General features: G+C 72.9%; 21 protein-coding genes and 1 pseudogene. 8 read left to right on the forward strand and 14 right to left on the reverse strand.

What is annotated here, in order from left to right:
* Positions 1–16 precede the first annotated feature (16 nt).
* Positions 17–538, forward strand: coding sequence for an AAA family ATPase (locus ACFVHK_RS06840; RefSeq protein WP_376928146.1), 522 nt, complete (start codon positions 17–19; stop codon positions 536–538).
* Here the strand turns inward: ACFVHK_RS06840 and ACFVHK_RS06845 are convergent.
* Positions 519–1,493 carry a helix-turn-helix transcriptional regulator gene (locus tag ACFVHK_RS06845; RefSeq protein WP_376928147.1) on the reverse strand — a complete coding sequence of 325 codons (975 nt, stop codon included), beginning with the start codon at positions 1,491–1,493 and terminating at the stop codon, positions 519–521. The genes ACFVHK_RS06840 and ACFVHK_RS06845 overlap by 20 nt on opposite strands.
* 236 nt (positions 1,494–1,729) lie before the next feature.
* On the opposite strand from ACFVHK_RS06845, the gene ACFVHK_RS06850 reads away from it, so the two are divergent.
* Positions 1,730–2,119 carry a DUF7882 family protein gene (locus tag ACFVHK_RS06850; RefSeq protein WP_376928148.1) on the forward strand — a complete coding sequence of 130 codons (390 nt, stop codon included), beginning with the start codon at positions 1,730–1,732 and terminating at the stop codon, positions 2,117–2,119.
* Between the two features lie 13 nt (positions 2,120–2,132).
* Here the strand turns inward: ACFVHK_RS06850 and ACFVHK_RS06855 are convergent, their stop codons facing one another.
* Entirely contained in the window at positions 2,133–3,176 is a 1,044-nt protein-coding gene (locus ACFVHK_RS06855; RefSeq protein ID WP_376928149.1) for an alcohol dehydrogenase catalytic domain-containing protein, read from the reverse strand.
* A 190-nt stretch (positions 3,177–3,366) separates the two neighbouring features.
* On the opposite strand from ACFVHK_RS06855, the gene ACFVHK_RS06860 reads away from it, so the two are divergent.
* Positions 3,367–4,440, forward strand: a complete 1,074-nt coding sequence (locus tag ACFVHK_RS06860; RefSeq protein ID WP_376928150.1) for a DMT family transporter — start codon at positions 3,367–3,369, stop codon at positions 4,438–4,440.
* Here ACFVHK_RS06860 and ACFVHK_RS06865 read toward each other — a convergent pair.
* From ACFVHK_RS06865 to pip, 3 genes and pseudogenes are all read right to left on the reverse strand, one after another.
* Positions 4,371–5,129: an alpha/beta hydrolase gene (locus ACFVHK_RS06865; protein WP_376928321.1), complete on the reverse strand. Its 759-nt coding sequence runs from the start codon at positions 5,127–5,129 to the stop codon at positions 4,371–4,373. The two genes, ACFVHK_RS06860 and ACFVHK_RS06865, sit on opposite strands and share 70 nt — an antisense overlap.
* The gene (gene ypfJ / locus ACFVHK_RS06870) at positions 5,129–6,007 is read right to left on the reverse strand and encodes a KPN_02809 family neutral zinc metallopeptidase (protein ID WP_376928151.1); all 879 of its coding nucleotides are present in this window, start codon (positions 6,005–6,007) and stop codon (positions 5,129–5,131) included. The genes ACFVHK_RS06865 and ypfJ overlap by 1 nt, the downstream gene beginning before the upstream one ends.
* A 369-nt stretch (positions 6,008–6,376) precedes the next feature.
* A pseudogene (gene pip / locus ACFVHK_RS06875) lies at positions 6,377–7,333 on the reverse strand (prolyl aminopeptidase); the annotation flags it as partial.
* A gap of 121 nt (positions 7,334–7,454) precedes the next feature.
* Here pip and ACFVHK_RS06880 point away from each other — a divergent pair.
* From ACFVHK_RS06880 to ACFVHK_RS06890, 3 genes are all read left to right on the forward strand, one after another.
* Positions 7,455–7,949, forward strand: coding sequence for a DUF427 domain-containing protein (locus tag ACFVHK_RS06880; RefSeq protein WP_376928152.1), 495 nt, complete (start codon positions 7,455–7,457; stop codon positions 7,947–7,949).
* A gap of 24 nt (positions 7,950–7,973) precedes the next feature.
* On the forward strand, positions 7,974–8,987 hold the full coding sequence (locus ACFVHK_RS06885) for a malate dehydrogenase (protein ID WP_376928153.1): 1,014 nt from the start codon (positions 7,974–7,976) through the stop codon (positions 8,985–8,987).
* A 91-nt stretch (positions 8,988–9,078) separates the two neighbouring features.
* Positions 9,079–9,285 carry an HPP family protein gene (locus tag ACFVHK_RS06890; protein ID WP_376928154.1) on the forward strand — a complete coding sequence of 69 codons (207 nt, stop codon included), beginning with the start codon at positions 9,079–9,081 and terminating at the stop codon, positions 9,283–9,285.
* Positions 9,286–9,343: 58 nt separating this feature from the next.
* Here the strand turns inward: ACFVHK_RS06890 and ACFVHK_RS06895 are convergent, their stop codons facing one another.
* The 4 genes from ACFVHK_RS06895 to recQ form a co-directional block, all read right to left on the reverse strand.
* The gene (locus tag ACFVHK_RS06895; RefSeq protein WP_376928155.1) at positions 9,344–11,470 is read right to left on the reverse strand and encodes an acyl-CoA dehydrogenase family protein; all 2,127 of its coding nucleotides are present in this window, start codon (positions 11,468–11,470) and stop codon (positions 9,344–9,346) included.
* A gap of 180 nt (positions 11,471–11,650) precedes the next feature.
* On the reverse strand, positions 11,651–12,085 hold the full coding sequence (locus ACFVHK_RS06900; RefSeq protein WP_129235515.1) for a DUF7144 family membrane protein: 435 nt from the start codon (positions 12,083–12,085) through the stop codon (positions 11,651–11,653).
* 55 nt (positions 12,086–12,140) lie between these two features.
* Complete coding sequence (locus tag ACFVHK_RS06905; protein ID WP_129235514.1) at positions 12,141–12,545, reverse strand: hypothetical protein; 405 nt, start codon at positions 12,543–12,545, stop codon at positions 12,141–12,143.
* 110 nt (positions 12,546–12,655) lie between these two features.
* Positions 12,656–14,527 carry a DNA helicase RecQ gene (gene recQ, locus ACFVHK_RS06910; RefSeq protein ID WP_376928322.1) on the reverse strand — a complete coding sequence of 624 codons (1,872 nt, stop codon included), beginning with the start codon at positions 14,525–14,527 and terminating at the stop codon, positions 12,656–12,658.
* A 292-nt stretch (positions 14,528–14,819) separates the two neighbouring features.
* On the opposite strand from recQ, the gene ACFVHK_RS06915 reads away from it, so the two are divergent.
* Complete coding sequence (locus tag ACFVHK_RS06915; RefSeq protein ID WP_376928156.1) at positions 14,820–15,518, forward strand: SDR family NAD(P)-dependent oxidoreductase; 699 nt, start codon at positions 14,820–14,822, stop codon at positions 15,516–15,518.
* 35 nt (positions 15,519–15,553) lie between these two features.
* Here ACFVHK_RS06915 and ACFVHK_RS06920 read toward each other — a convergent pair whose 3' ends face one another.
* The 4 genes from ACFVHK_RS06920 to ACFVHK_RS06935 form a co-directional block, all read right to left on the reverse strand.
* Positions 15,554–16,213, reverse strand: coding sequence for a copper resistance CopC family protein (locus ACFVHK_RS06920; protein WP_376928157.1), 660 nt, complete (start codon positions 16,211–16,213; stop codon positions 15,554–15,556).
* Positions 16,214–16,218: 5 nt separating this feature from the next.
* Complete coding sequence (locus tag ACFVHK_RS06925) at positions 16,219–16,953, reverse strand: YcnI family copper-binding membrane protein (protein WP_376928158.1); 735 nt, start codon at positions 16,951–16,953, stop codon at positions 16,219–16,221.
* A 98-nt stretch (positions 16,954–17,051) separates the two neighbouring features.
* Entirely contained in the window at positions 17,052–17,672 is a 621-nt protein-coding gene (locus ACFVHK_RS06930) for a hypothetical protein (RefSeq protein WP_376928159.1), read from the reverse strand.
* Between the two features lie 77 nt (positions 17,673–17,749).
* Positions 17,750–19,771: a bifunctional metallophosphatase/5'-nucleotidase gene (locus ACFVHK_RS06935; protein WP_376928160.1), complete on the reverse strand. Its 2,022-nt coding sequence runs from the start codon at positions 19,769–19,771 to the stop codon at positions 17,750–17,752.
* 241 nt (positions 19,772–20,012) lie between these two features.
* Here ACFVHK_RS06935 and ACFVHK_RS06940 point away from each other — a divergent pair, with 241 nt between their 5' ends.
* Positions 20,013–20,930 carry an EamA family transporter gene (locus ACFVHK_RS06940; RefSeq protein WP_376928161.1) on the forward strand — a complete coding sequence of 306 codons (918 nt, stop codon included), beginning with the start codon at positions 20,013–20,015 and terminating at the stop codon, positions 20,928–20,930.
* A gap of 48 nt (positions 20,931–20,978) precedes the next feature.
* On the opposite strand, the gene ACFVHK_RS06945 is transcribed toward ACFVHK_RS06940, so the two are convergent.
* Entirely contained in the window at positions 20,979–23,543 is a 2,565-nt protein-coding gene (locus ACFVHK_RS06945) for a DEAD/DEAH box helicase (protein ID WP_376928162.1), read from the reverse strand.
* Positions 23,544–23,654: the final 111 nt, after the last annotated feature.

Genomic DNA, 23,654 nt, shown 5'->3' on the forward strand with positions numbered 1-23,654 from the left:
CGTCGAGGGAGCGGGCATGACCCACTGGTACGTCATCACCGGCGGCCCGAGTTCGGGCAAGACCACCACCGTCGACCTCCTCCGGCAGCGCGGCTACCGGACCACCATCGAGGAGAGCCGGCACTACATCGACCTGCAGCGACTCGGAGGCCGCTCGGTCGAGGAGATCCGGTCCCGCCAGGCGGAGTTCCAGCAGAACGTGCTGTCCCTCCAGCTCGCGCAGGAGGCCGACCTCGACCCCGACGAGGTGGTGTTCCTGGATCGCGCGGTCCCCGACTCGCTCGCCTACTACCGCCTGCTCGGCCTCGACCCCGACGGCGCGCTCCTCGAGGCGCTCGCGCACGTGCGATACCGCAAGGCGTTCGTCATGGACCTGCTGCCGCTGCATGCCGACTACGCGAGGACCGAGGATGCCGCCGCCCAGCGTCGTATCCACGACCTCCTGCTCGAGGTCTACCTGTCCCTGCCGATCCCGGTCGTCCGCGTCCCCGTGCTCCCGCCGACGGAGCGCGTGGACTTCATCCTCGCGCGACTGTAGGCACCGCGCGCCGTCGCGCGCCCACGGTCTCCGAGGGGAGTTCGCCGAACTCGCGGGCGTACGTCCCGGCGAAGCGGGAGAGGTGCGCGAACCCCCACCGGCGGGCGACAGCCGCGATGCCCTGGTCGGGCGGCGCGAAGCGCAGTTCGTCGCGCACGCCGGCGAGACGGATGCCGCGCAGGTGCTCGGACGGCGACTGGCCGAGTTCCGCGGCGAACGCGGAATGGAGTCCGCGGACCGAGATGTGCAGCGCGGCGGCGATGTCCTGCACCGAGATCGGTTCGGCGGCGTGCGCGTGCATGTGGTCGACGGCGGCCCGCACGGTCCGCGAGCGCGCGCCGAACGACATCCGTCGCCCCTCGAGGTCGAGGGCGACCACCTGGAACGCATGCAGGTAGGCCGTGGCGAGCCGGTTGAACGCGGCGGCGGCGATGAGCGGCTCCGCGAACGCCTCGGGGGCGACGAGCATGGCCTCTCGCACCCGGTGCGCGATCCGCTGCCAGTGACGACCGAGCTCCGCGCTCCGCGGCGCGACGGTGACGAATCCCGGCTCGACCTCGGCGTCGCCCGTGATCGCCCGGGCGACGGCGGCGACGCCGGCGCGGTCCAGCATGATGGCGCGCGCGGCGACCGCGTCCCAGGTCGCGGCGAGCCCCTCGGGCGCCTGCAGGTACGGCAGCGAGGTGTCGACGGGGGTGCGCCCGTGGCGCAGGTCGAAGCCGCGGCCCTTGGCGGAGATCACGACGAGGTCGTCGGCGCCGGCGACGCTCGCGGCGGGCGCCGAGAACGCGTACTCGATCACGGTGAACGAGGGCGCGGCGTCGAACCTCAGCCGCACGCGGAACTCGGACGGGTCGGCCCGGCCGAAGGCGAGCCGCGGGACCATGGGCGCGAAGGCATCGCGCGCCGCCTCGGGGTCGCGCGTGTCGATCGCGGACCGGGCCAGTCCGACCATGCATCTCCCTCGTTCCCGGCGTCGGGGCGTACCGGATCGGGTAAGTGTACGTCGCCGATCCTGAGTTTCGGGATATCCGGATTCGGAAGATTCCGCCCCTGCCTGCCCAGCGCTCGCCCGCGCGGGCGTAGCGTTCTCAGCGCGAGCGGTGCATGACCTCGACGGAGGGGGACCGCGATGGTCGGCACCGCTCGCGAATCCTCACCCCCCGCACAGTCGGAAGGAGTCCGGCCGAGATGGGAACCCTCGTCTATGACAGCCGACTGTCGATCCCCGTGGACGACCGCACGCTCGCACACCTCCAGGTGGTGATCCTCGGCAAGCTCCGGCGACGTGAGCACTTCGCGTTCACGGCGACGGTCGACGGCCGCGAGGTGGGCCTGTGGCTCGGCCCGTCGGTCGCCCTGGAGTTCCGGTACGCCGACCGGCGTCGACCCGCCATGAACCGCGCCTGGCTCGAACTGCTGGCGGATGTCGCGGCCTCGCGCGACGGTCTCGTGATCGCGCCCGAGCCGGTCGAGGTGCCCGATGGCCGGTCGATCCCGCGCCGGCCCGCCGCGCCGACGAGGGTCCCGACGGCGCCCACGCGGCAGCCGCGACGGGCGCCGCTGCCGGACGTCGCCTGATCGGAGCGGTCGACTACAGCTCGACCACCGTCATGCCTGAACCGGCTCCGCCGGCGCGGCCCATGGCCGCCAGCGCGTCGGGCACGGCGTCGAGCGCGATGGTGCGGCCGACGAGTTCGATCGGCCGGAACGCCTCGGACGCGACGGCGCCGAGCATGTCGGGGTACTCGTGGGCCGCCATGCCGTGGCTGCCGAGGATCTCGAGCTCGCCGTCGATGACCGCGTCCATGGGCATCGCCGCCGTGGCGTCCTCGGCGAGCATGAGGCCGATCTGCACGTGCCGGCCCCGCTTCCGGAGGCTCCGCACCGACGCGAACGACGTCTCCGGACTGCCGAACGCGTCCACCGAGAGGTCGACCCCGCCGTCGCTCGCCTCGCGCACCCGGTCCGCGGCGCCCCGGCCGCCCCGGATCGGGGTCGCGCCGAGGTCGGCGGCTGCGGCGAGCGCGGCGTCGGAGACGTCCACCCCGTAGACGGGGACCCCGGCCGCGACGGCGATCATGATCGCGGAGAGTCCCACGCCGCCGCAGCCGTGCACGGCGACCTGCTCCCCGGGGTGCAGGCGGCCGCGGGTGATGATCGCACGGTACGCGGTCGCGAAGCGGCACCCGAGGGAGGCGGCCTCGACGAACCCGAGCGTGTCGGGCAGGCGGATGAGGTTGAGTGCGGCCTCGTCGACGACGACGTAGTCGGCGAACGATCCCCAGTGCGTGAAGCCGGGCTGGCGCTGGGCGTCGCAGACCTGCTCGTTGCCGGCCAGGCATTCGGCGCACCGACCGCACGCGCAGATGAAGGGCGCGGTGACCCTGTCGCCGATGGCCCAGCCGGAGTCGCCCGGCACCTCGGAACCGAGCTCGGCGATCTCGCCGGCGAACTCGTGGCCCGGCACGTGCGGCAGTGCGATGCCGGCGTCGTGGCCCATCCACCCGTGCCAGTCGCTGCGGCAGAGCCCCGTCGCGCGCACGCGCACGACGGCGCCGCGCGGCGGACAGGCGGGACGCTCGACCTCGACGAGTTCGGGTTCGTCGCCGAATCCGCGATACATGACGGCGCGCACAGGTCCTCCTCCGGGTGGTGGCCGGCCGCCGGCCGCGAGGCACCGTGCGCCGGATCGCGCGCCCCCTCGGCGATGACGTGACGGATGCCGCGGCGAGGCGACCCCCGGAATCCTATCGGGCGCGGCGACCCCGCCGACCGTCGCGGTGTCGGGACTTCCCGCGGTCGCCAGATTGTGTAACAATCTCCGCATGCGCTCCGTCCTGCTCGTCCTCGCCGCGGCCGTGTGCTTCGGCACGACGGGCACCGCGCAGGCGCTGGGGCCCGATGCCGATCCGGTCTCCGTCGGCGCCGCGCGCATCCTGATCGGCGGTGGCGCCCTGGCCGCGATGGCGCTCGCCCTCCACGTCGCCGGGCGTCGGCGCGGCGCGACCGGGACATCCGTCGCCCCGACGTCCGGCGTCCGCCCACCGCGCTGGCCCGCCTGGGTGGCCGTCGTGGTCGGGGCAGGCGGCGTGCTCGCCTACCAGCCCGCGTTCTTCGCCGGAACGGCGGCGAACGGCGTGGCGGTCGGAACGGTCGTCGCCCTCGGGTCGGCACCGGTCCTCACGGGTGTGCTCGACTGGGTACTGCGACGTCGATTCCCGGGCGGCACGTGGGTGCTGGCGACCGCGCTCGCGACCCTCGGCGTCACGGTGCTCGCCTCGGCGAGCGGCTCCGGGCCGAGTGCAGTGGACCCGCTGGGGATCGCGGCATCGGTCGCCGCCGGAGCCTCCTACGCCGTCTACACGCTCGCCGGCAAGTCGCTGCTCGACCGCGGCTGGGCCCCGTCGGCGAGCATGGGCGCCATGTTCGGCGTCGCCGCGGCGCTCAGCCTGCCGGTGCTGCTGGCGACCGACACCGGCTGGCTCGCGACGGGGCCGGGACTGGCGATGGCGCTCTGGCTCGGACTCGTGACGACCACGGTCGCCTACCTGCTCTTCGGCGCCGGCCTGAAGGGCCTCACCCCCGCGACGGTCTCGACCCTGACGCTCGCCGAGCCGCTCACGGCGACGCTGCTCGGGGTGCTCCTGCTCCAGGAGCGACTGCCGGCGACCGCCGTGCTCGGGCTCGCCGTGCTGGCGTCGGGCATCGTGCTCCTCGCCGTCTCGAGCAGTCGACGGATGCCGCGCCCCGCGGCGCCGCGGACGGACGCCGCACCGGCCCCCCGGCCGCGCTCGACGCCCGAGGCGCAGGGCGGGGGCCTCGATCCCGTTCAGCCCGCGAGCCCCGAGGTCCCGAGGAACTCCTCCACCGCACCCGAGATCTCGTCGCGGACGGCCTGACGGTCGGCCGTGGCGACGCCGTCACCCGGTTGCGGCCCGTAGTCGCCGAAGGCGGCGTGATTCGCGCCCGCGATGAGCACCGACTCCGCGTCGGCGGGGAGCAGATGCGCAGCGCTCGCGACCTTCTCGGGCGTGCTCAGGCCGTCGTGCTCGCCGACGAGCGAGAGCACCGCGAGATCCGTGCCCGAGAGGTCGTTCGCGCAGTAGCTGCCGAAGAGCACGAGGCCGACGACGTCGGGAGCCGCGTCATCCGCCCCGCCCTCGACGAGCTGGCACGCGCGGACGCCACCGAGGGAGTGCCCGCCGACCAGCCACCGCGACACGTCCGGCGCCGCCTCGGTGAACGCCTCGAGCGGCCGGGTGTCGAAGAACGCCAGGTTGAGGGTCGGATGGGTCACGACCACCGTCATCCCGGTCTCCTCGACGATCCCGGAGAGCTTGTACAGGTACGCGCTCGGCTCGACCTTGGCTCCCGGGATGAAGACGAGCCCCAGGTCGGCACCCCCGGCGGCCGGCTCGAGCAGGAACCCGCTCTCGGTTCGACTGATCTCGACCGCGGCGGAGCGCCACGCATCGAGGGAGGCCTCGCGTTCGCCGGAGAACACCGTGTGCGACCACACGAGGAAGCCGACCACGGCGAGCGCGACGGCGCCGAGCACGCCGACGATCACGGCGCCCGCGCGACGCATCACAGCTCGGACCCGTCGACCTCGAAGGTGTTGCAGGCGCCGACTCCCTCCTCGTAGCCGGTCGCGAACCAGCGCACGCGCTGCTCGCTCGTGCCGTGCGAGAACGTGTGCGGGGTGACCTGGCCCTGCGTCGCCTCCTGGATGCGGTCGTCGCCGACCGCGGCTGCGGCGTCGATCGCCTGCTGGTACTCCTCGCGGGTGATCGGCCGAAGGAACGTCTCGCCGTTGGCGTCCTCCGTGGTCGCAGCGGCGCCGGCCCATGCGCCGGCGAAGCAGTCGGCCTGGAGTTCGACGCGCACGGCGTTCGAGGTCGGGCCGGTCTGCCCGTCGCGAGTCGAGTCGAGGACGCCCGCGATGTTCTGGATGTGGTGGCCGTACTCGTGCGCGACGACGTACATCTCGGCGAGCGGTCCGCCCTCGGCACCGAAGCGCTGCTCGAGCTGGTCGTAGAACGAGGTGTCGATGTAGATCGTCTGGTCGGGCGGGCAGTAAAACGGTCCGGTCGCCGACGACGCGTTGCCGCAGCCGGTCGCGACGGCCTGGTCGAAGAGCACGAAGCCCTGCGGCCGCACGTAGTCCACGCCGATGCCCGGCGACGCCTCCGACCAGTACGTGTCGAGCGAGGCATCCGCACCCTTCATACGGCAGTCGATCTGCTCGTTCGCGTCCTGGCCGGTCTGGCACTGCTCGAGTGTCGAGTCCTCGCTCGTGGTGCCGCCGCCGGTGCCGCCGAGCAGGCCGGTCAGGTCGACGCCGAGGAAGGAGCCGACCAGCACGAGCGCCAGGACGCCGAGGCCCCCGCCCACGGCGATGCCGGTGTTCCGTCCGCGCCGAGAGGTGCGGCCGCCGCCGATGTCGGCCTTGGGGTTGAACGTCATGGCACGAAACTACCGCGCCGGGTCGCCCTCGGGCTCCGCCTTCCGCTCGTCGTCGACCGGGGCTACGCTCGACGGCTGGGGTGAGGACTCGGGCGCGCGCTCCTGCGCGTCGTCGTCATCGTCATCATCGTCATCATCGTCGTCGTCCGAGTCGTCGTCGTCCTCGTCCTCGTCCTCGTCCTCGTCGTCGTCGTCGTCGTCCGAGTCGTCGTCATCGTCGTCGGAATCGTCGTCCTCGGCCTCGAGGTTCTCGCGTTCCTCGGCCTCGACGTCGTCCTCGTCGCCCTCGTCCTCGTCGCCCTCATCCTCGTCGCCCTCGTCCTCGTCGCCCTCGTCGCCGTCGTCGACGGCGGCGGCGCGCCCCTGATCGGCAGTGGCGAAGCGATCCGTCGCCGCGATGAGCGCGTCGAGGATCCCGGGCTCGTCGAACGCGTGCCCGGCGTCGTCGATGATCCGGAACTCCGCCTCCGGCCAGGCCCGGTGGAGGTCCCACGCGGTCATCACGGGCGTGCAGATGTCGTAGCGTCCCTGGATGATCACAGCGGGGATGTCGCGCAGGCGATGCGCGTCGCGGATGAGCTGGCCCTCGTCCCACCAGCCGCCGTGGCGGAAGTAGTGGTTCTCGATCCGCGCGAACGCCGTGGCGTACTCCGGCGAGGTGAAGCGGGCGATGGTGTCGGCCTGCGGCAGCAGGGTGATCGTCGACGACTCCCATCGCGACCAGGCGATCGCGGCGGGCTGGTGCACGGCCGGGTCCGGGTCGGTCAGGAGGCGGTGGTAGGCCTCGATCAGGTGCACCCGCTCGCCGATCGGGACGGGCGCGAGGAAGTCCTCCCAGAGGTCGGGGAAGATCGCGGATGCTCCGCCCTCGTAGAACCAGTCCAACTCCTGGCGGCGCAGCGTGAAGATGCCCCGCAGCACGATCTCGGTGACGCGCTCGGGATGGGTCTCGGCGTAGGCGAGCGCGAGCGCGCTGCCCCACGAGCCGCCGAGCACCTGCCATCGGTCGATGCCGAGATGCGCGCGCAGGCGCTCCATGTCGGCGATGAGGTGCCAGGTCGTGTTCGCCGACAGCACGGCGCCGGGCTCGGAGGCGTGGGGGATGGACAGGCCGCACCCGCGCTGGTCGAACAGGACGATGCGGTACCTGGCGGGGTCGAACAGCCGCCGGTGCGCCGGCGACGTGCCCCCGCCGGGACCGCCGTGGAGGAACACGACGGGCTTGCCGTCGCGATTGCCCGAGACCTCCCAGTAGATGTGCTGGCCGTCGCCGACGTCCAGCATCCCGGTCTCGAGCGGCTCGATCTCCGGATACAGTTCCCTCATCGATTCCCCCTTGTCCGCTCACGCTAGCGAACGAGCGGATGCCGCGCTCGCGGCGCGCCGCCGCGGGGGCCGGGCCCGGCCGTGTCGGCAGCCTCCCAGCGTCGCGGCCTAGCGTGCGGGCATGCGTCCGATACGAGAGCCCGTCGGTCCCGGCCAGGAGTCCGTCTGGGACTATCCGCGGCCGCCGCGCGTCGAGGCGGTCGACGCGCGGGTCACGATCGACCTCGGCGGTGACCGCATCGCCGATACGCGCGACGTGGTCCGCGTGCTCGAGACGAGTCATCCGCCCGTCTACTACCTGCCGATCCACGCGTTCGCGCCCGGTGCGCTGGTGCCGACCGCGGGTTCGTCGTTCTGCGAGTTCAAGGGTGCGGCGAGGTACTTCGACGTGCGGGGCGGCGATCGCGCCGCGCACCGCGCCGCCTGGAACTACCCGACGCCCTCGCCCGGGTTCGAGGTGCTCCGCGACCGCGTCGCCGTCTACGCGGGTCCGATGGACGCCTGCACGGTCGACGGCGAGCGGGTGCTTCCCCAGCCCGGCGGCTTCTACGGCGGGTGGATCACCTCGATGGTCGCGGGACCGGTCAAGGGCGCGCCCGGCACCATGGGGTGGTGAACGCCGCGGCGTAGGCTCGTGGGCATGAGCCGCAGACCGGTCACGATCACGATCACCGGCGCCGGGGGGCAGATCGGCTACGCGCTGCTGTTCCGCATCGCCTCGGGCGCCCTGCTCGGTCCCGACACCGCCGTGCGCCTGAACCTCCTCGAGATCCCGCAGGGCCTCCGCGCCGCCGAGGGCGCTGCGCTCGAACTGCAGGACTCGGCGTTCCCGCTGCTCGCGCGCGTCGAGGTGACGGCCGATCCGAACGTCGCCTTCGACGGAGCGAACGCCGCGCTTCTCGTCGGTGCGCGGCCGCGCACCGCGGGCATGGAGCGCGGAGACCTCCTCGAGGCGAACGGCGGCATCTTCGGGCCGCAGGGGCGAGCGATCAACGACCACGCGGCCGACGACGTCCGCGTCGTGGCCGTCGGCAACCCGGCGAACACGAACGCCCTCATCGCCGCGTCGCACGCGCCGGACGTGCCGAAGGAGCGGTTCACGGCGCTCACGAGGCTCGACCACAACCGTGCGCTCGGGCAGCTCGCCGCCGCCGTGGCCACGCCGGTCGGCGGGATCCGGGGAGTCACGATCTGGGGCAACCACTCGGCGACCCAGTTCCCCGACCTCGCGCACGCGACGGCCGACGGCGACCCGGTCCCCGCGCTCCTCGCCGCCCGGCTGGGCGGGACGGATGCGGCGCGGGAGTGGATGGTCGACGAGTTCATCCCGCGCGTGGCCAAGCGCGGCGCCGAGATCATCGAGGTCCGCGGCTCGTCGTCGGTCGCGTCGGCGGCGTCCGCGACGATCGACCACATGCGCGACTGGATGCTCGGCACCGGCGATCGCGGGCGCACGAGCGCGGCGACCTGGTCGAACGGCGAGTACGGCGTCGCCGAGGGCGTGATCTCCTCGTTCCCCGTCGTGGCCGAGGGCGGGACGTGGACCGTCGTCGAGGGGCTCGCCGTGGACGCGTTCGCCCGCGCGCGCATCGACGCGTCGGTCGCCGAGCTCGTCGAGGAGCGCGAGGCGGTGCGTGCGCTCGGCCTGATCTGACGGCGACGGATGTCGCGGCTCGCCGCGCGGCATCCGCCCGCCCCGTCGGTTGCCGGGGGTCGCACGCGACGGCAGCGCCTACGCTGGCAGCATGCCCGCTCGCGAACCCCTCTCCCCCGCTCGTCGACGCCAGCTCATCGTCGGGCTCGCCGTCGGGCTCGTCATCGGACTCATCGTGAGCCTCTGGACCGGGTTCTGGCTGTGGCTCGCCGCGGGACTCGCGGTCGGACTCGCCGCCGGCGCCATCATGAAGCCGCCCGGGGAGGACGACGGCTCGCAGCGCTCGTCGCGGCGCTGACCCCGCCGCACGCGACGACGGGCCGGGCGCTGCGCGCCCGGCCCGTCCCATCCCCGCGTTATCGCTTGGACTTCTCCGACTTCTCCGGCGTGGGCAGCGTGCCCGCCTCGCGCTGCGCGGCGTAGTGCGCGCGCGCCTCGTCCTGTCGCGCCTGCTCGGCGCCCGACGCGATCGACGCACGGAGGTGCTCCGGCGCGAAGCCGAACGCGTCGACCAGGTCGAGCGCGTACGGACGCAGACGCTCGACCAGGCGGTCGATGTACGCGGTGACGGCCTGCGCGCGCTGCGGCGAGAGCCGACCGTGGATGAGGTACCACGACAGGTGCTGCTCGACGAGGCCGAGTCCGAAGAGGTCGCGGAGCCACGTCAGCACCTGCTTCGTGCCCGCGTCCTCGGTGCGAGCGATGGCGCGCGTGAACGCCTCCCACTGGAGCAGCTCGCCGTGGGCGCGAGCCGCCTCGATGAGCTCGTTCTGGTTCCGGTTGAAGAGGGCGGCCTGCTCGGGCTTCGAGAGCTTCCGCGCATCGCGGAGGCGACCCGCGATCTCGCTGATCATGGTCTCGACCCGCTCGGTGAGCAGCTCGCGCTGCGTCTCCTCGTCGCGGAGCTCGTGCACCGAACGGGCGGTCGAACCGAAGTCGGCGACCGTCTGGGCGAGGCGACGCAGGCCCGTGCCGTGGTAGGCGCGGTCCGCGGCCTGGGCGACGACGTAGCGCGCCATCGCACCGGCATCCGCATTCGCGAACTGCTTCGAGAAGTCGGTCAGCAGGCGCTTGGCGACCAGCTGCAGCAGGACGTTGTTGTCGCCCTCGAAGGTGACGTAGATGTCGAGGTCCTGGCGCAGCCCCACGATGCGGTTCTCGGCGAGGAAGCCGGCACCGCCGCAGGCTTCGCGGGCCTCCTGCAGCGTCTCGAGCGCGTGCCACGTCGACAGCGGCTTGAGCGCCGCAGCGATCGTCTCGAGGTCCTGGCGGTCGCCGTCGGTGTCGGCCTCGCCCGAGAACACCGCGTCGAACTTGACGAGGAACTCGTCGTGCGCGAAGACCTGCGCGTAGGTCGTCGCGAGCTTCGGCAGCAGGCGACGCTGGTGCCGCTGGTAGTCGAGCAGCACCTCCTCGTCGGTGTCGCTTCCGGCGTTGAACTGGCGGCGCTGCGTGCCGTACGTGATGGCGATCGCGAGGCCCATCGCACTCGCGAGGGTCGCCGCGCCGTCGAGCGAGACGCGCCCCTGGACGAGCGTGCCGAGCATCGTGAAGAAGCGACGGCCCGGGCTCGAGATCGGGCTGGAGTAGGTGCCGTCGGCGGCGACGGCGCCGTACCGGTTCAGCAGGTCCTCGCGCGGCACGCGCACGTCGGTGAAGTGCAGGCGACCGTTGTCGATGCCGTTGAGGCCGCCCTTCAGGCCGTCGTCCTCGCCGCCGATGCCGGGGAGGAACGCGCCCTGCTCGTCGCGGAGCGGCACGTAGAAGGCGTGCACGCCGTGGTTGACGCCCTTGGTGATGAGCTGGGCGAAGACCACCGCGGCGATGCCGTGGAGTGCGGCGTTGCCGAGGTAGTCCTTCCACGCGCCGCGGAACGGCGTGTTCAGGACGAACTCCTCGGTCTCGGGGTCGTAGGTCGCGGTCGTGCCGATGGACGCGACGTCGGAGCCGTGCCCGGTCTCGGTCATGGCGAACGCGCCGGGGACCTCGAGGCTCATGATGCCCGGCAGGTACTTCTCGTGGTGCTGCTCGGTGCCGAGGTGCAGCACAGCGGCGCCGAAGAGGCCCCACTGCACGCCCGACTTGATCTGCAGGCTGGGGTCGGCGAGGACCAGTTCCTCGAACGCGGCGATGTTGCCGCCGTGGTCGTCCTCGCCGCCGAGGCCCTTCGGGAACGCCTTGTGCACGGCGCCCGACTCGACGAGGAGCTTGAGCTGGCCGAGCACGCGCTCGCGGTGCTCCGCCATGTCCTGGCCGTCGATGCGCTGGAATGCGGGCTGCGCGGCGCGCTCACGCGCGGCCAGCCGAGCCTCCGGCCAGGTTCCGAGGAGCTGGCGCGCGAGTGCGTCGACGTCGACGACGGGAGCGTCGCTCGCGTCGATCGACGTGTTCGCAGGAGTGGCTGCCGCCGCGCGTTCGGCGGTCGCGGGGCGCTCGGCCTTGGGCGCGGGTGCAGCGTCGGTTCGGGATGCCGTGTCGACCATCGTCGGTTCGTCCTTCGTACGCGGGATAGGGCTGATCCCACGGTACGGCGGTCGCCGCGACGGGCGGAGAACTGCGTTCGTCGCCTACAAACACCGGTTCGGGCCATCCGAACCCGCTTGCGGAACTCTACAAACCGACCGCCACTCGATCTTGGATGATCGACAAGGATTCGGGGCCGTTCACGGCTCCGACGGCTGGTCAGGCGCCAGGCCGCGGAAGAAGCGGGTCGCCTCGCCCGACCACAGCAGCAGCAGGATGGCGACGGCGATCAGGGCGCTCACGATCTCGTTCACCGCACTCGCGGGGTTCGCGATCGCGGCGCTCACCGACGCGATGATCGAGAACACCTCGATCACGGTGATCGCGATGCGCGCCACGGAATTGCCGCGCATGAGCCCGAACGCGACGACCGCCGCGATCGCGCCGAGCACGAGCGAGACCGAGCCCATGATCGCCCACGTCGTGCGCGTCGCCGCATCGTCACCGCCGATCGTCGCGAGGATCAGCAGGAAGAACCCCGCCACCAGGTCGAGCGCGGCGTTCACCCAGACGAGGGCGCCCACCACCGTCACCGCTGCCGGTCGACGGACCCCCTCGATGCCCTGTCCACTCATGCGTCCTCCTCGTGTCGTCGTGTCGTCGTGTCGTCGGCTCGGCGGCGCCGGGTCGTCACCGCGTGAAGAACGCGCTCGCCTTCGGGGTCCAGAGCAGGATCACGACGAGGGCCGAGACCGCGAGGCCGATCCACTCGCCGACCGGGATGCCGAGGTAGGCGACCGCCAGGAACAGCGACCCGATGATCGTGAGCACCTGGAGCACGGTCACGATGAGTCGCGCCGGCTGGCTCCCGCGGAGGAGTCCGCCCGCGAGGACTGCGGTGATGAGGCCGACGATGATCGAGCCGATCGCCGCGGTGATGAGCGGGCCGGTCCCTCCGAAGCCGTCGACGACCTCCTGCACCGGGAGGAGGAAGAAGAGGATCACGCCGGAGACCATGTCGATCGCGCCCGCGATGAACGCGAGGACCCCGACGATCGTGATCGTGACCGGACGGCTTCCCTGTGCTGTGGACATGCGCTCCCCCGAATCGCGCCGCCGCCGTGACGGCCCATGGCCCTGATGCTAGCGATGGCGGACCCGCGAGCGCGAGGGTCGTCCGCCTCGTGTCGCGATCCGGCCCCCGTTCAGCCGGCGTGCTCGGCCACGACGCGCACGAGCGCCTCGCCGTAGGCGTCGAGCTTCTTCGCGCCGATGCCCGAGATGCCGTCGAGCTCGGCGATCGCGGCCGGCCGACGCACCGCGACCGCCCGCAGGGTGGCATCGCCGAACACGATGTAGGCGGGCACTCCCTGCTCGCGCGCCTCCGAGGCGCGCCAGGCACGCAGCGCCTCGAACAGCTCCGCGTCGCGCGGCTCGAGGTCGGCCGCCGCGGGGGCCGCGGCGCGGCTCGACCGCGAGGCGCGCACCGGACGCTCCGGCTCGGTGCGGAAGGACACCTGCCGGGACCCCGAGAGCACCTCGGCCGAGGCATCCGTCAGGGTCAGGACGCCGTACTCGCCGACCGGCTGCAGCAGGCCCTGCGCGAGCAGTTGGCGCACGACGCCTCGCCACTGCGCCTCGGAGAGGTCGTCGCCGATGCCCCACGTCGCGAGCGCGTCGTGACCGTACTGCTCGACGCGCGCGGTGCGCTTGCCGCGGAGGATGTCGACGAGGTGGCCTGCGCCGAACCGCTGCCCGCGTTCCCGCTGCAACCGGACGATCGTGGACATCAGCTTCTGCGAGGCGACGGTGCCGTCCCACGAGGCGGGCGGCTCGAGGCACGTGTCGCAGTTGCCGCACGGCGTGCTCTGCTCGCCGAAGTACGCGAGGAGGTTCTGGCGTCGGCACTGCACCGTCTCGCAGAGGGCGAGCATCGCGTCGAGGTGCGACGCGAGCCTGCGGCGGTGGGCGAGGTCGCCCGGGCTCTCGTCGATCATGCGGCGCTGCTGCACGACGTCCTGCAGCCCGTACGCGAGCCAGGTCGTCGACGGCAGGCCGTCGCGGCCCGCGCGGCCGGTCTCCTGGTAGTAGCCCTCGACCGACTTCGGCAGGTCGACGTGGGCGACGAAGCGGACGTCGGGCTTGTCGATGCCCATGCCGAAGGCGATCGTGGCCACGACGACCACGCCGTCCTCCCGGAGGAAGCGCTCCTGGGTGCGGCGGCGCGTGGCGGCATCGAGACCGGCGTGGTAGGGCATCGCGTCGACGCCGTTCGCGGCGAGGAAGGCGGCGAACTTCTCGGTGCTCGCGCGCGAGAGCGCGTAGACGATGCCAGCGACCGGGTTGCCGTCGGCGTCGCGGCCCTCGGTGCGCACGAAGTCGAGCAGCTGTCGGCGCACGTCGAGCTTCGGGGCGATGCGGTACTGGATGTTCGGCCGGTCGAAGCTCGAGACGAAGTGGCGCGCGTCGCCGAGCGAGAGTCGCGTCGTGATCTCGCGATGCGTCGCCTCGGTCGCGGTGGCCGTGAGCGCGATGCGCGGCACCTCGGGCCAGCGCTCGGCGAGCTCCGCGAGGGCGAGGTAGTCCGGTCGGAAGTCGTGCCCCCACTGCGCGACGCAGTGCGCCTCGTCGATCGCGAACAGCGCGATCGTCCCCCGCTCGAGGAACCGCTTGGTCTGCTCGGAGCCCAACCGCTCGGGTGCGACGTAGAGGAGGTCGAGCTCACCGGAGAGGTACGCGCGCTCGACGCTCGCCCGCTCGGCCGGCGTCTGGGAGGAGTTCAGGTAGCCCGCGCGCACGCCGTTGCGGACGAGCGCATCGACCTGGTCGTGCATGAGCGCGATGAGCGGCGACACCACGACGCCGGTGCCCTCGCGGAGGAGCGCCGGGACCTGGTAGCAGAGGCTCTTGCCGCCGCCCGTGGGCATGAGCACGACCGCGTCGCCGCCGGCCGCCACGTGGTCGATGATCGCGGCCTGCTCGCCGCGGAACCCGTCGTAGCCGTAGACCGTACGGAGCGCGTCGATCGACGAGGCGAAGCGGACGGGCGCGGCCGTCGCGGTGCCGGCCGGCGGCATCCGCTCGCTCGTCGCCGACCCGCCGGTCGGGTCGGACGGCGGCGGCGGCGCCCACTCGTCCTCGGGCGGCGCGAGCTCGTCGGGATCCCACGGGACCTCGTCGGCCCACGCGGGTGCGCCGGCGGATTCGGGGTGCTCGCTCCAGGTCACCCGTCGACCCTACCCGGCGGTCCCGACAGGCCGGCCGGACCCCGGAGGGCCGAGGGCTCGTGCCCCGACGGGGAGGACGGGTCGCGGTGCGAGTCTGCTGTGAAGGTCCGTCGCGTGCGCCGCGTCGACCTAGGCTCGCGCCATGACCCGCATCGAGCAGGCGCGCATCCTCGTCGTCGGGGCCAGCGGCGCGCTGGGAACCCTGATCGCCGAGCGCCTCGCGGAGCGCGGAGCGCGGCTCGTCCTCCACGGCCGGGACCCGGCGCGTCTCGGCGCCCCGGCAGGCGCCGCGACCGTCGCGGTCGATCTCACCGAAGCCGACGCTCCCGAGACGATCGTCGATCGAGCCGTCGGGGCGCTCGGCGGGCTCGACGCGATCGTCGTCGCGGCAGGCGTCGTCGGGTTCGACGGCGTGGCCGAGACCGCCGAGCGGGATCTCGAGACGATGTTCACCGTCAACGCCCTCGCGCCGATGCGCATCATCTCGGTCGCCCTGCCGAGCCTGCGGGACTCGGCCGCCGAGGGGAACGAGCCGGTGGTGCTCACCATCTCGGGGATCGTCTCGGAGCTCCCGACGGCCGGGCTCGCGAGCTACTCGGCATCGAAGGCGGCGCTCGCGGCGTACGTCGCGGCCGCCGGGCGAGAACTCCGGCGCAGCGGCATCCGTCTCGTCGATGCCCGGCCCGGTCACACCGAGACCGGGCTCGCGGACCGCCCGCTCTTCGGGACGGCGCCGCGCTTCCCGCACGGGCACGACCCCGCGAACGTCGCGGATCGGCTCGTCCGCGCGATCGAGGACGGCTCGACGAGCCTGCCGCCCGACGCCTTCATCGGAGCCTGAGTCGGCACCGAGGCCGCGCCGAGCGGCAGCGCACGTCAGTCGCGCGGCTGCGAGTCGTCGGACGGCTCCCCCGCGTCGAGCCCGGACGAGCCGTCGGCGGCATCCGGGCCCCGCGACGTCCGGCGGACGAACAGGAACGCCACCAGGGCGGCGGCAGCGACCGCCAGCACGCCCGCGCCGATCCACACGAGGTCCTGCGCGGCACCGCTCGACGCGGTGTCGCCGCCCTCGTCCGTCCCACCGGCCTCGGCCGTGCCCGCTGCGTCGGCGCACGGCGACTCGTCGGCCCCCGAGCCCACGGGCTCGCCGTCCGCGGGCTCCCAGTCGAACCCGAAGTCGCCCGAGATCGGGTGGCCGTCCGCCGAGACGACGCGCCACACGACGGTGTACTCGCCCGGCTCGCCGAGTTCGGCCGCGACGCTCGCGATCGCGCCGTCGACCGTGGCGCACTGCGTGGCGTAGTGCCGCCCGTCGGGGCCGACCACGTCCATGGCCGCCGCACCCTCGGCGTCGAGCAGCGCGTCGTTCGTCTCGAGCCAGACGACGCCCGGCTGCTCGGTGACGGTCTCCTCGCCGTCGGGCGAGATCGCGATCACGGTGTTGTGCGCGAACGCGGGCAGTGCGGGGCCGGCCACCGCGGCCAGGGCGGCGAGCGCCGCCCCGGCGACGGCGAGCGGGATGCTCCGGCGCGACATGGTCGTCAGGCCTTCTTCCCGCGACGCGCGGCGATCGCGACGGTGAGGCCGGCTGCTCCCACTGCGAGGCCGGTGATGCCGAGCACACGGCCGACGACGTCGACCGGGGCCTGCGACGCCGCCGTCTGCTCGGCCTCGTGCGCCTCGGGGTGCTCGTCCGACGACGCCTCGGCATCGTCGTGGCCGTGCGCGTCGCCGGTCGACTCGGTGACCTCGATCGCCGGAGCCGGGCGCTCGGGCTCGTCGCCGTCGGCGCCCGACGGCTCGCTCCAGTCGTTCTCGCCCTCGACGCAGGACTGCAGCACGGGGAACTCGAGGCGCTCGCCCGCCGCGTCCTCGGGCAGCAGGACCTGGATCTGGAAGGTCTCGCGATAGCCGTCGGGCTGCGGCGTCGAGGCGGTGTAGACGACCTGGCCCACGCGCTCGGCGACGACGTCGCCGTGGGCGCCCTCGAGCGGCTCGTCGAGCTCGACCATGACCTTCTCGACCTGCCATCCGGGCTTCAGCGTCGGGGTGACGGACAGGATCGACTCGGGGATCTCGACGGCGTACGACGTGGTCGGCGAGGCGTCGCAGCCGTGGCCCGAGGCGAACTCCAGCACGGAGTACGATCCGGCGGCGGTCGAGCTGGGCGTGACATTGACATGGGCCTGCGCGGCGACGGGCACGGCGAGGGCGAGCAGGGTGCCGGCGCCGAGGGCGGTCGCGGCGGCGGCGGTGGTGCGGGTGATGGATCGCATCGGTGTGTTCTTCTCCAAGTGGGGGTGCGCGGACGCGCTGCCGTGTCGTCGGCAGTGGTTCGGCGCGTCGGCGCGAACGGATTCGGGGTCGTGACCGCTCAGGCGGCCGCGAGTGCGGCCGGCGGACCCCGATGGCGGAGCGAGGAGAGGAGCAGGATGCCGAGGGCGGGCGGGCCGTCGCGGCGCGAGACGGGGCGCGTGGCGTCGCGCCGGTCGGGCGAGGCCGCGCCCGTGAGGACCGTGACGAGCAGGCGGATGCCGCGCGCGAGCGCGCCGGCGACCGTGGCGATGGCGGCGGCGGATCGGCCGAGCACCGCGAGGAACGCGACCGTGAGCACCGCGGCGGCCACGTGCGCCACCGGCATGGCCGCGTGCCCGTGCTCGACCGCGACGAACGCGCCGAGCGGGATGGTGCCGCCTGCGTGGAGCGCATGCGCGTCGGCGCCCGCGGCGCTGAGTGCGACGGACCCGGGCGTGCCCACCGCGTAGAGCAGGTGCAGGGCGGCCTGTGCGACGAGTGCGGCGACCGAGGCGCGCAGCAGCGGCATCCGCCCGCCGACGACGAGCATCGCGACCGGGACGGAGAAGGCGAACGCCAGGGCCAGCGCGACCGGTCCGGGCGGCGTGCCGCCGCCCACCGTGTGCGCGAGGGATGCCGCGAGCACCGCGAACGCGGCGACAGCCGCTCCGCGAGCCGCGCGTGCACCCCGGGAAGTCACCCGACCAGCCTAACCGCCCGGCGGGTACGGGAACGGCCCCGGGCGTGCGCCCGGGGCCGTTCCACTGGGTACCGGCGTCAGCCCACGTTCAGCGTGAACGAGCTGGTGGTGCCGGTCGAGGGCACGAACACGTCGAACGTGGTCGGTCCGCTCGCACCGGCCGGGACGGTGAACATGACGCTCGCCTGGCCGATCTCGTCGAAGTTCGGCGTGTACGCGGTGTCGATCGGCGCGCTGCCGAGTTCGACTCCGCCGCTCGAGACGATCGCCGTGTCGGCGTCGATCTCGTCGCGCGAGAAGTCGAGCGACGACAGGTCGACGGTCACCGACGCACCTGCCGCGACCGAGGTGCCGCCCGGGAGGTGGACGCCGACCGCGCGCTGCATGAGGTCGGGCGTCGCGGAGCCGAACGTGTCGAACCAGTCCACCATCGACTCGAGGTCGATCTTGCCGCTGTCGGCCTTGTTCATGCCTTCGGCCAGGGTGGAGAAGTTGTCACCGCCGGACGCGAGGAACGAGTTGGCACCGACCGAGTACGTCGCCGCAGGGTCGATCGCCACGCCCTCGAGCCACATCTCGGTGATGTGCGAGCCCTTCGGCGCGGTCGGGTCGTAGGTGTACGTGAACTCCTCGTTGACGCCGAGCTTGAGGAACGGACGGCTGACGCCCTCGGGCTGCCACTGCTCCTCGAGCACCTGCTTGATCTGCGCTCCCGTGAGGTCGAACGAGACCAGCGTGTTGGCGAACGGCTGCACGGCCGCGGCCTCCGCGTAGGTCACGACGCCGGAAGCGAGGTCGGCGCGCAGGCCGCCCGGGTTCATGAACGTGATCTGGACGTCGCGCGTGCCGTCGACGTTGAGCGCCCACTCCTGCACGTCGGCGACGAAGTTGCCCAGCGTGGACTCGCCTCCGCGGTTCTCCGGGAAGGACGGCGCCCCGACCGGGTCCGCGCGGACCGCGCGACCGAAGTTCGCGGTCGCCTCGCCGAGTTCGACGCTGCCGAGCTCCTTGGCGACGGCGGTGGCCTCGGCCACGAGCGGGACGAGCGCCGGGTCGGGCTCGGCGATGTAGCCGGTGATGTTCCCGTCGGCGTCGCGGACCGCCATCGTGTAGATGGTGTTCTTCATCCGCGCGATCTTGCCGCTCTTCTTGTTGAAGGTGATCTCCATGTTGGAGAAGCGCTCGCCGTACTGTCCGCTCGAGATCACGGGTCGGCCGTCGATCACGTGGTTGTACGCGAGGTGCGTGTGGCCCGAGACGATGGCGTCGACGTTGTCGTTGGCGTTCAGCACGATGTCGCCGAACCGCGAGTTCGGGTCGGTCGCCGACGCGACGGTCGTGTCGGCCGCGCCCTCGTGGACGAGCAGGACGACGATGTCGGCCTCGCCGTTCGCGTCGTTGCCGTCGCTCAGCTGGTCGGCCACGCGGTTGGCGGCCTCGACGGGCGGGCCGACCTCGATGTCGGCGATGCCCGCGGGGCTCACCAGCGACGGGAGCTCGTCGGTCACGGCGCCCACGAAGCCGAGGCGCACGCCCTCGAACTCCGCCACCCAGTACTCGGGCAGTGCGGCCTCGCCGGTCGCCTTGTCGTAGACGTTCGCGCCGAGGTACTCCCAGAGCGCGAGCGGCATGACGCGATCGGTGAGGTCGTCCATGCCCTTGTCGAACTCGTGGTTGCCCACCGCGCTGACGTCGAGCCCCGCCTCGTTGAAGGCCTCGATCGTCGGAACGTCCTGCTGGATGAACGAGGTGAAGGTCGATGCCCCGATGAGGTCTCCGGCTGCGGCGAAGACGGTGTTCGGGTTCGCGTCGCGGATCTCGTTGACCGCGGACGAGAGCCGCGCGATGCCGGCCGCCGAGCCGTTCTCCTCGATCCGGCCGTGGAAGTCGTTGACCGTGACGAGGTTGAGGTCGACGAAGGCCTTCGCCTGCGCCTTCGGCGGGAGCCCGTCCGGCGGGACGGCCTGGGCCGAGGCGACGCCGCCGAGGGCGAGCGCGAGCGCCGTGGCTCCGGCGAGCGCTCCTGCGGCCGCGCGGCCGCGTGAGCGCATGGGGGACGTGGCGCGGGTCCGAGCCGCACCGGGGGAACGTTGCTGCATTGCGTGATCTCCTCTGCAAGGGCGGATGCGGGAGACAGGCCTTCGCGCCCCCCGGCGTCGCAGGTGGCCGCCCCGGGTTCGGGCGGGCACTGCTTCGCAGCCTATGGCGGGGGCTCGGCCGAGGGAAGGGACTTGACCCACTCGTCACGCGGCGTTCAATGAATCCGCCGATTTTGCTCAGATGAGCAGCGGCCGACGCTCAGATGAGCAGCACCGGCGGTCGCGCCTAGGCTGATCGACGATGCTCACCGCGGTCCTCTCGCTCTCCGGCGCGATCGTCTACGGCGCCGCGGACTTCCTCGGCGGCCTCGCCGCGCGACGCCTGGGCGCACTCCTCGCCACCGCGATCGCCTCGGTCGCGGGCCTCGTCACGATGCTCGCCGCACTGCCCGTGCTCGGCGGCGCCTGGACCGTCGCCGACCTCGGCTGGGGTGCGCTCTCGGGCGTGATCGGCGCCGTCGCGATCGCCCTGCTCTACGCGTGCCTCGCGATCGGCCCCATGAGCATCCTCTCGCCGCTCACCGCGCTGATGTCGGCCGTCACCCCGATGCTCTGGGGCACGCTCGTCGGTGCCGAGCGGTTCGGACCGCTCGGCGTCTGGGGCATCGGCGTCGCGCTGGTCGCCGTCGTCCTCGTCGGGTTCGTGCCCGAGCGCGGTGCCGTCCGGCCGAGCGCCCGCGGCCTGCTCCTCGCGATCGGCTCCGGGCTCGCGATCGGCGGGTACTACATCGCGATCTCCCACACGGCGGATGCCTCGGGCGTCGTCCCGCTCGTCGCGAACCGCGTCGTCTCGGCGACCGTGCTGTTCGCCGCGTTCGGCGCGGTGACCGTGTTCGCCGCGGTCCGTGCGCGTTCCGCGCCGGACCCCGGGGCGGCCGCCGGCGCCGGATCGTCGAGGGGCGCGGCACGGGACCGCGGCGCGCTCCGGACCGCACTCGCGCTGGCCCTCGCCTGCGGCGTCGTCGACGCCACGGCGAACGTGCTGCTGCTGCTCGGCATCCGCGCTGGCGACCTCGCCGTCGCGGCCGTTCTCGGTGCGATGTACCCGGCCGGCACGATCCTGCTCGCGGCGATCGTGCTGCGCGAGCGCATCGCGCCGGTGCAGTGGGCGGGACTCGCGCTGGCGCTCGCCGCGGCGGGCCTGCTGGCACTGGCCTGAGCGGCGCCGCGCCGCGATGGTGTGCCCCGGCAGCCGGCGCGAGCGCCGTCAGAGCCGGACGACCTCCGCGATCCGCACGACCGCAGTGCCCTCCTCGGCCGACGCCTCGAGGTCGACCTCGCCGCGGATCCGCCAGTCGTGGTGGCCCGCGGGGTCGTCGATCACCTGCTCGACGCGCCAGGTGCCGGCCGCGGCATCCGTGTCGTCGATCGTGACCAGCCGCGGCGAGCGCGCGGGCCCGCCCGTGAGGATGCCGTCGTGCTCGTCGTAGTACCGGTCGAGCGCGTCCGGCCAGTCGACGTCGGGGTCGAGCTCGGCGAGTTCGTCGTCGCGCTGCAGCGCCGCGAGCTGCACGCGGCGGAACAGCTCGTTGCGCACGAGCACCGTGAACGCGCGGCGGTTGGTGACGACCGACGGCGGCGCGGGCGGCACGACCGGCGCCTCGTCCTCGGGCAGGTGCGCGGTCGGGTCGACCAGTTCGGACCACTCGTCGACGAGGCTGGAGTCGACCTGGCGGACGAGCTCGCCGAGCCACTCGATGAGGTCGAGCAGCTCCTCGTCCTTGTGCTCGTCCGGCACGGTCTGCCGGATCGCGCGGAACGCGTCGGAGAGGTAGCGCAGCACGAGCCCCTCGCTGCGCTGCAGCTGGTAGTACGAGACGTACTCGCCGAACGACATGCTCCGCTCGAACATGTCGCGCACGACGGACTTCGGGCTGAGCTCGAAGTCGCGCACCCACGGCTGGCTCGAGGCGAACGTCTCGAACGCGTGGGCGAGCAGTTCGTCGAGCGGCTTCGGCCAGGTGACCTCCTCGAGCAGCGCCATCCGCTCGTCGTACTCGATGCCGTCGGCCTTCATCGCGGCGACCGCCTCGCCGCGCGCCTTGTACTGCTGCTGCGAGAGGATCGGGCGCGGGTCGTCGAGGGTCGACTCGATGATCGAGACCACGTCGAGCGAGTAGTGGCCGGTGCCCTGCTCGCTCGTCTCCGGGTCGAGCAGCTCGATCGCGGCGAGCGCGAAGGGCGACAGCGGCTGGTTCAGCGCGAAGTTCGGCTGCAGGTCGACCGTGAGCCGCAGGTCGACGCCGAACGTCCGGCCGGCCTCGATGGCGGGGACGATGTGCACGACCTCCGCGTCGCGGAGCGTGCGCAGGATGCCGAGCGCGCGACGCGCGAGCTCGAACCGCCGCGCGCGCGGCTCGTGGTTGTCGAAGACGAGCGAGCGGATGGCGCCGGCCACGTCGCCGCCGCGGCCGATCACGTTGATCAGCATCGCCGCGCTGAGCGACAGCTGCGGCACGAGCGGCTCGGGCTCCGCGTCGACGAGGCGCTCGAACGAGCCCTCGCCCCAGGTGACGAACCCGGCCTGCGGCTTCTTGCGGACAATCTTCTTCAGCTTCTTCGGGTCGTCCCCCGCCTTGCGGATCGCGGTCTCGTTCTCGATCTCGTGGTCGGGAGCGAGCACGACGACGGTGCCGGCGGTGTCGTAGCCGGCGCGGCCCGCCCGCCCCGCGACCTGGTGGAACTCGCGCGCCGAGAGCTGCCGCATCCGCTGCCCGTCGTACTTCGACAGCGCGGTGATGAGCACCGAGCGGATCGGCACGTTGATGCCGACGCCGAGCGTGTCGGTGCCGCAGATCACGCGCAGCAGCCCGCGCTGGGCGAGCGTCTCGACGAGGCGCCGGTAGCGCGGCAGCATGCCCGCGTGGTGCACGCCGATGCCGGCGCGCACCAGGCGCGAGAGGATCTTGCCGAAGCCGGTCGTGAAGCGGAACCCGCCGATCGCCTCGGCGATCTCGTCGCGCTGCTCGCGCGTGACGACCCGGATCGACGAGAGCGCCTGCGCCCGCTCCATCGCGGCGGCCTGCGAGAAGTGCACGATGTACACCGGCGCCTGCTTCGTCTCGAGGAGCTCCTCCACGGTCTCCTGCACGGGCGTCTTCGCGTACGAGAAGTGCAGCGGCACGGGTCGCTCGACGCCCGTCACGCGCGCAGTGTCGCGGCCGGCGCGGCGCGAGAGGTCGTCGGCGATCGCGGTCACGTCGCCGAGCGTCGCCGACATGAGGACGAACTGCGCATGGGGCAGCGTGATGAGCGGCACCTGCCACGCCCATCCGCGGTCGGGGTCGCCGTAGTAGTGGAACTCGTCCATCACGACCTGGTCGACCGCGGCATCCGCCCCCTGGCGGAGCGCGAGGTTCGCGAGGATCTCGGCCGTGCAGCAGATGATCGGCGCCTCGGCGTTGACCGAGCTGTCGCCGGTGACCATGCCGACGTTCGCGGCGCCGAAGATGTCGACGAGCTGGAAGAACTTCTCGCTCACGAGCGCCTTGATCGGCGCGGTGTAGTACGTGCGGCCCCACGGCCGGCCCGCATCGCGGTCGGCTGCGGTGCGGGCGACGGATGCCGCGTGCGCCGCCACGGCGACGAGCGACTTGCCCGTGCCCGTGGGGGTCGAGAGGATCACGTTCGCGCCCGAGACGAGCTCGATGACGGCCTCGTCCTGCGCCGGGTAGAGCGAGAAGCCGCGGCCCTCGGCCCAGTCGACGAACGCGTCGTACATCGCGTCGGCGTCGTACGGGCGCGGGGCGGCGTCGAGCAGGGTGGCGGTCATCCGTCCGAGTCTGCCGCATCGCCGCGCGGCGCGCTCGCACGGGCGCCGGCCGCGAAGCCGCCCGAGAAGGGGGGAGCCGGCCTGCGCTGCCCGTTCGGGTCGGGTCCAGCG

It is taken from the genome of Agromyces binzhouensis (assembly GCF_042672355.1).
GTDB classification, from domain to species: Bacteria; Actinomycetota; Actinomycetes; order Actinomycetales; family Microbacteriaceae; genus Agromyces; species Agromyces binzhouensis.